Here is a 12166-nt window from a genome sequence, read left to right on the forward strand (position 1 = left end):
CATGAATACTAGACAATATCTCCTTCTTTTCGGTCTCTCGCTGCTAATTTCATCCTGCGAGGAAAAAATGGACCTCGATCTCAACGAGGCCGCGGCACGTGTAGTCATTGATGCCCAGCTTTCTGATGCGAGTGCCGTTCAGCGCATCCGGATTTCACGGTCGGTCGGATTTGATGATCCCGTCAATACTTCGGGGATCAAAGGGGCAACAGTTTCCGTCAAAGACAATGAAAATAGAAGCTATTCCTTTCAATACGAGAAGGACGGTTATTACATCCATCGTAACTTTAAGCCCATGGCAGACCGGCGGTATACACTGGTGGCAAACGTGCAAAAAACGCTATATACATCTACCTGTCAGATGCCAGCCTATGTTGCCGTGGAATCCAGCGGCATTTCGGAGAAAAATATCGCTGGAGAAAACTATTTTTTTGCGACTTTGACCTTCCAGGATCCGGCCAAGGTCTCTAATTATTATATCTATACACTATCCATCAATGGCGGACCTTTTCGTTTTGCAAGAGCCGAGTCAGACCAGTTTAACGATGGGCTCAAAGTGACACACTATATCGCCGATCTGGATACAGACCTATCCCGCGGTGACAATGTCATTGTACGCCGCTACTGCGTAGACGAGAAAACTTACCAATATTGGAATGAATACCAAAACAACAACCTCAGCAATGCTGCGCCAAGCAATCCGAAATCCAATATCTCCAACAATGCACTGGGTTACTTCTCCGTTGCACCGGTAAAAGAGTATCCGTTCAAGATCGGGCAATAATGAAGAAAAACTTGCATCAAGAAGCTATTCGCGATTATCACTCTCTTCCTGACGACCTTCGTTAATAAGCTCGTCCACTTCAGCCATTTCACCCTGTTCGAGCTGTTCGATATCTTCGGCCTGTTCGTCCGAATAACGGTCAATAAAAAAGGTACAGCCCATCGGGAAATGGTCCGAACCTACCGACGGATAAATACACAACTTATCGATAAATACATTGGGGCTATGAAACAGCAAATCCAGGGGAACCCGAAAAAACCAATAGTTAGCATGGAAGGTCGATAAGATTCCCCGCCCAATGCGGGCATCAATCAGTTTACTGGTTTTCTTAAACAGGATAGAAGATCTGGCCCAAGCCACGTTGTTAAAGTCGCCCGTCACTACCACAGGCATTTTATAATCGCGTACACGTTTTGCAACGCTGAGCAGGTCACCATCCCGTTCTTTGGAATTCTCTTCCTCCGTCGGGCTCGGTGGCGGCGGATGTACAGCAAAAAAGATAAAACGATGACCATCCGCGGTTTCAAGTTGTGCCTCTATACTCGGGATATCCTCTGCCACGAAATAATGCACCTGACTTTTATTGACCTGCAATTTGGTATAGAAATGCATACCATATGTGTTATCTAAGGTAACCTTAATAACATTGGGGTAATCGGATTCCAATACGCGCAAAGCCTCCTCCCAGGCCGCGTCACTTTCCATTGTCAGAAAGATCTGCGGTTGTTCTTTCCGGATCAGATCGACAAAGCGGCTATATTCTTTATTGAACTGCAACACATTGCAGGATATAATTTTAATGCTATCCGAAGCATCTTTCCCTTTTTGATACTTTTCTTTGCGCCAAAACTTGGTATAGCGCACCAGGATGAATACATGATAACCGATCAGCAGCACCTGCGCAATCTGAATGCTCCAGATCCAGGGTGATTCTGCGACGAGGTAAAACCCCCAGGCCAACACCGGAACCTGAAAAACCAAAAGCTGTAGTTTGACAAACTCGGCCACACGAAACACCCAATGCTGGCTCCGGATAAACGGTAACAGACTGAGGACGATCAATAATCCTGATAAAATAAGAAAGAAAATTTGCATATAAATTTCAAAAGTGCACTACAAAGATATTGCTTAGGCAAGATATTTCCGTATCTAATAATTGATGGCGGAAAGATCCAATAAAGCTTGTTATGTTTTGGCTTCTTTTGCAGTAAAATCTACCCGCGTTTTGGACAACGCATCCGGAAAATAGTTTCGGATATACGCGATCATCTGTTCACGTATGTAACAGCGTAAGTCAAAAGCTTGCCCCGAATTGCGGCAACTCATCAGGCAACGAATTTCCATGGTATGCTCCTTAAGATCAGTAACCTGCAGTACATTTACTTTACCATCCCATAGGGGATGTCCAGTGAGCAAATCCGTCAGCTTGTCCCGAAGCTGCTGCACGGGGATGGTAAAATCGGTGTAGATAAAAACTGTTCCCAATATCTCGGCCGTTGTCCGGGTCCAGTTCTGAAAAGGCTTCTCGATAAAATAGGTAATTGGCAGTACCAAACGTCTTTTGTCCCATATATTCACCACCACATAGGTGAGATTAATTTCTTCTACCTTTCCCCATTCCCCTTCCACCACCAGCACATCATCCATCCGTATCGGCTGGGTGAAAGCAATCTGAAAACCGGCCAATAGATTGCCCAGCGATTTCTGAGCCGCAAAACCAATGATAATACCGCCCACACCGACACCGGTCAACAGCCCCGCACCGATCTTTTGCATGCTTTCAAAACTCAATAAAACAATCGCCAGTGCGACCACAATAATGATGGTCACCACCACTTTACGGATAAAAACAATCTGCGTTCTGACCTTCCGCTCCCGTAAGTTATTCTCTTTGTTGACATCAAACCGATGGTACAGATAATCTTCAAATACTTTGATGGTCTGAATCAAAGCCAAGGCAAAAAAGCTGACCAACAATATCTCGTTGATTTTGGTCACCACCTGTAATGTTCTCGCATTAAAATGCGCAAAAGGAAGTAAACTGTTAAAGACCAGCAATGGAATAAAAATACTCAATATCCTGTTGAATCGGCGAATAAATGAGCGAAACAGGGAATAAGAAGACTGCTCGATCGCCTGCCTTCGCAACAAGGGTATAAACAACATTTTTATGAGAATACCAATCAAGAATGAAAACAGGATTAATGCCATATTCCAGAGCCACGCAGGCCAATTCTGTGAAAGTTGGATTAATGCTTCAGTCATAACGCTATTTTTCTATTGCACTACATTTAAATTACTACTATGTATAACTGTTGGGCAACGGTAACGTTTGCTTTATTTTGAGAAAATACCATTTGCTATCACAAGTGGATCAGCAAAGGAAGTAAAATTTACATCAAGATTCATCTTTGGTATATTTTTTGAACAAAGCTGGTCGTTTCAACTAGACACTAAATCCGCTTGCGATATACGGCAGGTATATACTATTAAACAGACAAATCCGTTTTATACAAAAAAATGAACTAAAACTATCCAAAAATAGAATTAAACCAAACACACACATAACAACTATGAGCAAGAAAAAAGACAATTCAAGATGGCTGAATGTGGCCATATCCTGGGGTGCGAGTATCGTCATTATCGGCGTATTGTTCAAGATCCTCCACATTGGCGGCAGCACTGCCAATTACATGATCGGTATCGGACTTGGTGTTGAGGCACTCCTCTTCTTTCTGATGGGTTTCAATCCCCCACCACCGGAGCCTGACTGGAGCCGGGTCTATCCTGAATTGGACGATAATTTCAATGGTGAGCTTCCTGTTCGTGGTAAAACAGTGGTCGCACCCGCAGGGCCATCCGCTACCGCCGCCCTCGACAAAATGTTTGCCGATGCCCATATTGAGCCTGCAAGCATCGAAAACCTCGGCCGTGGATTACGTGATTTCAGCGAAAAAGTATCTGCTATTAACAAATTGTCGGATGTCTCGCTGGCGACAGACGAATTCACACAAAAATTGCGGACGGCAACCTCCAAATTTGACAACTTAAGTTTAGCCTTTGAAAAAGCGTCACAAAACCTTGTAGCGATGTCCAACACCTCCGGTGATACGGCGAGCTACCACGATCAGGTAAAAAACCTGACCAGCAACCTTGGTCAACTGAACGCTATGTATGAGCGCGAGTTACGCGATTCCGCTTCTCACCTGCAGTCCATGAATAAGTTTTATGAGAACTTAAGCTATACCATGCAAAACTTCAACGAATCGCTGGATGATTCCAAAGCGTTTAAAGAAGAAGTGGGCAAATTGGCTAAAAATCTGAACGCTTTAAATGCTATCTACGGCAATATGCTCAGCGCCATGAATCAGCCACGTGTATAATTTACTCTTGTATCACTTAAATTAAGAAAAATGGCATTAGGAAGAGAAACGCCAAGACAGCGGATGATCGGCATCCTCTATCTGGTCTTGCTTGCTTTATTGGCACTCAATGTACCGGATTCCATCTTGGATGCATTCAAAAATATCAACAATAGTCTCGAAACATCTAAGTCAAATGTCAACACCGCTGTGCAGCAGCTATTCACGGCATTTGAAAACACCAAATTAAAGGAAGAACCCGCGAGGGCCAAGCCTATTTACGATAAGGCTAAAAAAGCACAGGCCATTATCGGTGAGCTTGATAAATATATCCTCTCCCTGAAAGAAGAGTTGGCCAAACAAGGCGGTGGCTATGATGAAGAAAAGGGAGATCTGGTCAAAAGGGAAAATGAAGATATCTCCCCCAACTTGATGATCAACGAGAAAAAGGGAACCCTTCTCAAGGATAAGATTAATGATACGCGTGCGAAGCTATTGGCGCTATTAACACCCCAAGAACAAAAAATGGTTTCCTTTTCACTGGAAGCCAAGAATCCCGAAAAGTCAGTGAATGGCAAAAAATCTTGGGAAGAGATTAATTTCGGTAGTGGCACCCCATTGACCGCGGCAATGACCATCCTGACAAAAATCCAGACCGATGCCAAAAATGCAGAATCAGATGTCGTTAAGATTATTCTGGGCAAAATGGATCAGGCCGTAGTCAATCTCGATAAGTTTGCCGCTGTAGCCGTCGCACCGACCTCCTATCTGGTCCAAGGCCAACCTTACAAGGCCGAAGTCTTTTTGACAGCTTCCGATTCGAAATCCGAACCAGCGATTACCGTCAATGGATCAGCCCTACAGATTGTAGATGGTAAAGGTGTTTATTCCGTACCGACAAACCGCGAGGGTATTTTCTCTTGGACAGGGGTCATTAAAGTTAAACAGACTGACGGTTCCTATAAGGAATACCGTACACCACAACAGACCTACCAGGTGGCCCGTCCTTCGGCGGTGGTATCACCTGATAAAATGAATGTACTCTATATCGGTGTCAATAACCCGATTTCGGTTTCGGCTCCAGGCACGCCTACCGATAAAGTCCGTGTGAGCATGAGTGGCGGTAGCATATCCAGTGCCGGTGGTGGCAAATATAATGTGCGCGTAAGTTCACCGGGTACTGCCCGTATTGCCGTATCCGCCGAAGTGGCACCAGGCAAAACACAGACCTTGAGTTCGACCGAATTCCGTGTCAAAAGAATTCCAGATCCGATTGCCAAATTTGCAGGAAAGACAGGCGGCTCTATGGCTACTGTAGCCCTAAAAGCCCAAAATGCATTATTTGCGAAACTAGATAACTTCGATTTTGACGCCACCTTTAAAGTAACCAAGTTTACGATGATCATTGCCAAACCACGCGCAGATGCGATTGTACTATCCACCTCAGGCGGTCAGTTAAGTTCGAGCATGTCCTCAGCCCTGAAAGGTATAGTTCCGGGCACACGCGTCATTTTCGACAATATCGTTGCCGTTGGTCCTGATGGGACTTCCAGGCAGCTCAATGCTGTGGCATTGACAGCGAATTAATCAAAGCACCCTACCCTACCTTAATACATCAGGCCTTCTCCTTCATTGGAGAAGGCCTTTTTTTGGCACCTCACCAACAGTTCAGGACAGTTGAATAAAAATTTATTTTCATTATTGCACCATAAGCCTCTTATAAACGTATATCTCAGCACTACAGTCCTATCATTAGACCCATCGGTGTACCATACAGCAGGAGAGGCATTCGAATGACCAATTATTTTAAGCCGTAACGCCAATTTTATAAGACCTATTGTAAACATAACCATATACGCATGAATAATCGATTATTGACAAAATCACTTCTGAAAAGTAGTATTAAGTTGCTTTGTCCTTTGATGGCGCTCTCCCCCATCGCACTTTACGCCCACAGTTTCACCGAAAGACCTATTTTATTGACCACTAAGTATGCCGGTATAACAGGTCGTGTGCTCGACCCCGAAGGTAAACCTGTCTACGGTGCGACCATTCTGGTCAAAGGCAGTAAAGCCGGGGTCAAGACTGGCGAGGATGGGGTATTCCATATCAATCTCCCTGCCGACAATCAGGTCATTATTGTCAGCTACATTGGCTTTAAAGTACAGGAGATAGACATGACCGGAAGAACAAGCATCACGATCCGCCTTGAATCCAACACAAGTATCGATGAAGTCGTCGTGGTAGGCTATGGCACAAAAAAACGTGGTGAGGTACTGGGCGCCGTGGCTTCGGTCGATCCCAAAGAAATCCAGGATATTCCCGCAGCAAATATTGCTGCAGCACTACGTGACCGTGTCGCAGGCTTAGGTGTGAGTGAATCGTCCGGTCGACCAGGAGCAGCAGTTACCTTAAATGTCCGGAATGCCTTTGCTTCAGATCAGGCAAAATTACAGGGTGTTACCAATGAACCCCTATATGTTATCGATGGAATCATCTCTACTTCGGATGTATTTGAAAACCTCGACGCCTCCATGGTCGAAAATATATCGATCTTAAAAGATGCTTCAGCAGCTATTTATGGGGCTTCGGGTGCAAAGGGAGTTATTCTTGTCACCACCAAAAGGGGACAAGTCGGCAAGACCCAATTGAGCTATAACGGTTATATCGGTATCTCAGATGCCACCGTCAAACCCAAAATGCTCTCGGCCTATCAGCATGCCAAATTATTGAACGAAAGCTACGCCCTGAACAATGCGCAGCCCACTTCTTTCTTTTCGGATGAAGACCTCGCCTACCTCAAAACCAATCCCTACAAAAGCTGGTATGATGAACTGTGGAAATCCTCCAAAATGGAACGGCATAATCTATCTATTTCCGGGGGAAGTGAAAAAGTCACCTTTTTTGCCGGCGGCAGTTACCAAAAAGAAGATGGCAATTATGCTGGCATGAACCAGCAAAAATACTCTTTTCGATCCGGCTTCAATGCCGAAATCATCGATGGACTGAAAGCAGATGTAGCTTTTAACGTCAATAATACCAAAACCAACAGCCAAAATAGCCTGTCTGATGACCGAGACCAAAATTTCTACCAAACCCTGATTACCACCCCACAATGGGTACCTATTCAGATCGATGGTCTGCCCGTCAACTTTAATAACATCAACGCCAATAGCAACACCAATCCATTGGCCATTATTAATTCAGGTTATTATCAAAAGCAGAACAATTCAAACTATAGCATCAATGCCTCGCTAAATTATGCTCCGAAGGCCTTGAAAGGCTTTAATGCACGTATCCAGGTGTCACATTCCGGCACATCATCCAGTGGTCAGGAATACCTTCCGGCCTACGACCTATACGACTTTGTACGTTGGGGCAATAACAACTTGCTCTATACCAATACCGTCAATACCACCTTTCGTATGGATGGCAACAAAACAAAAATTGCTCCCTCACTGGGCAAGGGAAGCAGTTATCAGGGTAATCTCGTGTTACAATATGCCAATAGCTTCGGCGATCACAATATAGCTGTGCTGCTTGGCGCGGAGCAGTCAGCATCCAACTCCGAGGGATTATCGGCCTATTGGACCAACCAACAGCTATTGAATCTGGATGAATATTGGGCTTTCGACCAATCTACTTTTACCAATAATGGGCGCAACATTGAAGAAGCCGTAAAACGTTCTGTCTTTGGCCGCTTCAATTATGACTATAAGAAAAAATACCTCGTGGAGGTGATCACCCGCCTGGACGCATCCTCGCGTTTTGCCAAGGGCAATATCTGGGGCTTGTTTCCCACAGTCGCGACAGGCTGGGTAGTCAGCGAAGAAAACTTCTTTAAAGACCTGAACTACATCAGCTATCTTAAGGTGCGGGCCAATTACGGGCTTGTGGGCGAGGACCGTGTGACGGCGCGATTGTGGCAGGACCGCTTTAGTGTAGACCTGGTCAATACGGGTTACCTCTATGGCGAAACACCAGTGGCCTCCCTCAACCCGACCATCATTGCCAATCCGGATATCTCCTGGGAAAAGCACCGCACGTTTAACTTTGGTATTGAATCGCGCTGGTTTGATAATAAATTGAGCTTCGGATTCGAGTATTACTTCCGCGATTCTTACGATGTATTTGACAAAGGTAATGATGAAAACTTCCCCATGTATGCCGGATTCAAAGCGCCCGTCGTGAATTATCAAAAACGAAAAGGCTGGGGCACCGAGTTCTCCCTGGGTTACCAAAATACATTTTCCAACGGGCTTAAGCTATCCACCAACATGAACTTTGGCTACTCGGGCAGCTATACCACGCAGATGTACTTCAATAAATTCCAGCTATATGATTTCTCCTATCCCGACTGGAAGGTCGAAATGGGTACCGACTCCCGCAAATACAATACCGGCAATTATGGACTGATCTATGTGGATATGCTGCGTACACAACAGGATGTCGATAATTTTCTGGCTAAAAACCCCAACTATACCATCGACGGGAAAGTGCCACAGGTCGGCTGGACAGTATACGAAGATACCAATGGCGACGGAAAAATTACCGAGAAAGATCTCACCCCCATGTTTGAGAATACATCGCCTATTTTCTCTACGGGTGTTACCATCGGTTTAGCCTATAAATCTTTTTCACTGAACACCAACTTCCGTGCAGTTTTTGGCGGCAAAGCGTTTTATGAATCACAGGCTATGACTGCCCCTACCGATAAAGTCAATGTACCCAGCTTTTGGGAAGACCATTGGTCATTGGAGAATCCCGATGGCAGATTCCCCCGTTACGATGATGCGGCCATGATGAGAAAATGGAACTCAACATTCTGGGCGAAGGACGGGACGACGATCCGGATCAACAATATGGTGTTTAACTGGAGTGTACCCAAAAATTTTACCGATAAGATCAATGTACGTTCACTCAAGCTGATGCTATCCGGCAATAACCTATGGACGATCGTAGCCCCCTTTAAACACCGCGATCCCTATTCCTCATCCTTATACAACTATCCGACCATCCGGACGATATCCTTTGGTTTAAACTTTGGCATTTAACATACAAAGACATGAAAAGACATTTTAATTATATCATAGCCCTACTGATGGCATCCAGTACCGTCCTTATGACCCAAAGCTGTAAAGATGATTTTTTTGAGCTGGTCGATCACGGCGGTCTTGATGCCCGTATCTGGGACAACGAAGGCGCAATAGAATTCTATTTAGCAGGCACTTACGCCATGATTATGCCAACCCATCCCCATGAGATCACCCCCAATGACATGCAGATGCACTATGCCAGTGACGAAAACTATTTCTCGGGAACCAATGGCCCTAGCAAAAAAGTATTGGGATTAAGCGGTGAAATTACGCTCAATGATGTCAAATACATTGCAAGCAAATACCAGGGTACCAATGTGGGTGACAACCGTTATTTTGACATCGCCCGTTGCAACAATGCCATTGCCTATATCCCGACAGGCACACTGACCACTGATGTAAAGAAAAAATTTTTAGGTCAGTTTTATGCATTACGGGCCATGGTTTATTTTGAGCTCACCCGGCTGTACGGTGGTGTACCGTTGGTTCTTGACCCTCAAAACCCCGATAACCTGAAACTGGAAGGCCGAGCGTCGGCCAAGGCATGTTTTGGGCAGATCATAAACGATCTGGATTCGGCAATGGTCAATCTTGACGGTGTGTCGTGGGACGACGCCACAGGCCGCGGAAAAATAACAAAAGTCGCGGCAGCAGCGCTGAAAGCCAAAGCACTACTGTATTGGGCGAGCCCGCAGTTCAACCCTACGGATAACCCTACACACCCCTATGAGGCGCAACGCTGGGAAACAGCCCTGCAGGCCAGCAAAGAGGCCTATGAGCTATGCAAAGCCGCCGGCCGTGCGCTGTTGCCCAATTATAACGAGATCTTTCTAAAAGAAGGCATTGCAAATACTGAGGCCGTGATTGTCCGTTCCTACTCAGCGGCATCACCAAAGCGGTTCACGGTTGTTGAGCGCGCTTCACGCCCTGCATCCGAGGGCGGATCACCTGCAGATTATTATGTACCTACGACCCTATTGCTAGGCGCCTACCCCATGCAGGACGGCACCCCGGCCAACAGCAGCAATACAAGCTATGACGATGCACTATTTTGGAAAAACCGCGATCCCAGATTTAAACATACCATTGTTTATAACGGTGCCGAATGGCCTTTAAGTGGTAAGACGGGACGAAAACAATGGAATTACAGCAACGCCGCGGATGAATCCTCCATTAAATCTTTTTATTGTAAGAAATTTGTCAATCCGGCACTTTCGTCAGCAGCTGTTGGAATTGCCAACGATATGGGCGGCAATGGCATGGACTGGATCGAAATCCGTTTTGCTGAGGTGATGTTGGATTATGCTGAATCAGCCAACGAAACGGGCAATCTCTCCCTTGCCAAGGAGCTTGTCCGCAGCATTCGCCAGCGCGCCGGAATACAACAGGGAAACTTTGACTATGGCTTATCGCTGGCATCCAACAAAGAGCAGATGCGTGATCTTATGATGAACGAGCGGCAGATTGAATTTGCATTTGAAGGCAAACGCTATCATGACCTACGCCGGACACGGCGTATGCATACCTTACAGGGAACTATCCAGACCTATTTATTCGAAACAAAATCCGATGCTGCAAAAACGCACCTCGAATCGGAAAACGCGGCCGGTATTCGCCATCGGGAAAGCCTGGATATGAACAACCGCGATACGGTACTCACCTATTTTAAATATCCTTACAACCTGCGTGCAGAGAGTTCCAATGGCGCCTTTGCCTTCCGTGACTATTATTATTTCTATCCCCTTCCCAATACCTTTATGAACTCCTCCCCTTTGTTGGAGCAGACTATCGGTTATGAAGGCGGTACATTTGACCCATTAAATGATTAGTTATGAACCGTTCCTATTTAACAGCTATTCTACCTCATTATTTACAGATGAAAGCACATTACTTATTCGTTGTGCTCCTATTGAGCACATTACTTTGCTGTAAACGTGAAGGTGACAATATTTTCAATTTATTTGAAGATGTCTCCGTCACACTTCATATGGAAAACGAACACAATATCGGTACCTATAAGGATGTTGCCGTGGGCGACTCCATCTTCGTTGATTTTACCATCAGCTCCAAATCCAAAGACATGCATCAGGTCTGGATCTTTTATAATGGAGCAGGTGCCGCTGTCCTAAAAATACCTTTAGGCGAAACAGAAAAAAGAAGTTTTCGCTATGTATACAAGATCCGGGCTGATAAAGTCGGCGAGAGCACCTTCCGGATTATGGCCGTTGATAAAGAGGGCGTATTTATGGGAGATGGCTACACCTCTGTCACCTACAACGTGCTGTCCGATTATGTTCATCTCAACAACCGTGTGCTTTATATGCCTGATAGCGTAAACCGGAGCAGCGCTTGCTTTATTGATCTGGTAGAAGGTAAAACCTATACCTATGCTGAGGCCAAACTGCATCCGGAGAAAATAGACCTGGGTATGTACCGGACGTATACTGTGGAATCCAACGGAAATCTAACCTTTAAATACAACATCTATTCCCTTCAGGCCAGTCCCATACCATTTGGTGCCTTTGATTTTACCGACCTCGCAGGCAAAGGCCGCGCGACCTATTTTTCAGGCATCCAAAACAATCAGACAAGTGCATTTTTAAATACATTGACCTCCGGCGAAGTCATAAAAAATAATGCAATCTCGCGTAAAACCACTAATCTCAAATTAGACGACCTGAAGGTGGGAAGCCTGTTTTACTTCAAGACACCAGACGAAAAATATGGCGTCGTTATTGTCAATGCCCTGAGTGGTTTTGACAACAACCGTTACCTGAACATTAGTATCAAGCGTCAAAATTAAAGCTGATCCCTTTTTCCCTTAATAACTGGGGTACCACAGCGCTGTGTGTACCCCTTTCTTTTTATTGATGTGTCAACAGAATTCTTTGATCAGAACAACGGTTCGCCGATTTTGCTGTTAT

At 45.2% G+C, this 12166-nt stretch carries 8 protein-coding genes; 6 read left to right on the forward strand and 2 right to left on the reverse strand.

Going from position 1 to position 12166, the window contains the following annotated elements; genetic code table 11:
- The first annotated feature begins 1 nt into the window (after window position 1).
- Complete coding sequence (locus HPC41_RS09830) at window positions 2-784, forward strand: DUF4249 domain-containing protein (protein ID WP_172393848.1); 783 nt, start codon at window positions 2-4, stop codon at window positions 782-784.
- A gap of 24 nt (window positions 785-808) precedes the next feature.
- Here the strand turns inward: HPC41_RS09830 and HPC41_RS09835 are convergent, their stop codons facing one another.
- On the reverse strand, window positions 809-1879 hold the full coding sequence (locus HPC41_RS09835) for an endonuclease/exonuclease/phosphatase family protein (protein WP_172393849.1): 1071 nt from the start codon (window positions 1877-1879) through the stop codon (window positions 809-811).
- A gap of 90 nt (window positions 1880-1969) precedes the next feature.
- A complete protein-coding gene (locus tag HPC41_RS09840) occupies window positions 1970-3049 on the reverse strand; it encodes a mechanosensitive ion channel family protein (protein ID WP_172393850.1) in 1080 nt (359 codons plus the stop codon).
- A 308-nt stretch (window positions 3050-3357) separates the two neighbouring features.
- Between HPC41_RS09840 and porL the strand changes: the two genes are divergently transcribed.
- The 5 genes from porL to HPC41_RS09865 all read left to right on the forward strand — a co-directional run bounded on the left by porL (window position 3358) and on the right by HPC41_RS09865 (window position 12045).
- Complete coding sequence (porL, locus tag HPC41_RS09845) at window positions 3358-4167, forward strand: type IX secretion system motor protein PorL/GldL (RefSeq protein WP_172393851.1); 810 nt, start codon at window positions 3358-3360, stop codon at window positions 4165-4167.
- Window positions 4168-4197: 30 nt separating this feature from the next.
- Window positions 4198-5733 carry a type IX secretion system motor protein PorM/GldM gene (porM, locus tag HPC41_RS09850; protein WP_172393852.1) on the forward strand — a complete coding sequence of 512 codons (1536 nt, stop codon included), beginning with the start codon at window positions 4198-4200 and terminating at the stop codon, window positions 5731-5733.
- 272 nt (window positions 5734-6005) lie between these two features.
- The gene (locus tag HPC41_RS09855; RefSeq protein ID WP_172393853.1) at window positions 6006-9200 is read left to right on the forward strand and encodes a SusC/RagA family TonB-linked outer membrane protein; all 3195 of its coding nucleotides are present in this window, start codon (window positions 6006-6008) and stop codon (window positions 9198-9200) included.
- An 11-nt stretch (window positions 9201-9211) separates the two neighbouring features.
- On the forward strand, window positions 9212-11071 hold the full coding sequence (locus tag HPC41_RS09860) for a RagB/SusD family nutrient uptake outer membrane protein (RefSeq protein ID WP_172393854.1): 1860 nt from the start codon (window positions 9212-9214) through the stop codon (window positions 11069-11071).
- Between the two features lie 2 nt (window positions 11072-11073).
- Window positions 11074-12045, forward strand: coding sequence for a hypothetical protein (locus tag HPC41_RS09865; RefSeq protein ID WP_172393855.1), 972 nt, complete (start codon window positions 11074-11076; stop codon window positions 12043-12045).
- The last annotated feature ends 121 nt before the right edge of the window (window positions 12046-12166 follow it).

It is taken from the genome of Sphingobacterium prati (assembly GCF_013167215.1).
GTDB lineage: Bacteria > Bacteroidota > Bacteroidia > Sphingobacteriales > Sphingobacteriaceae > Sphingobacterium > Sphingobacterium prati.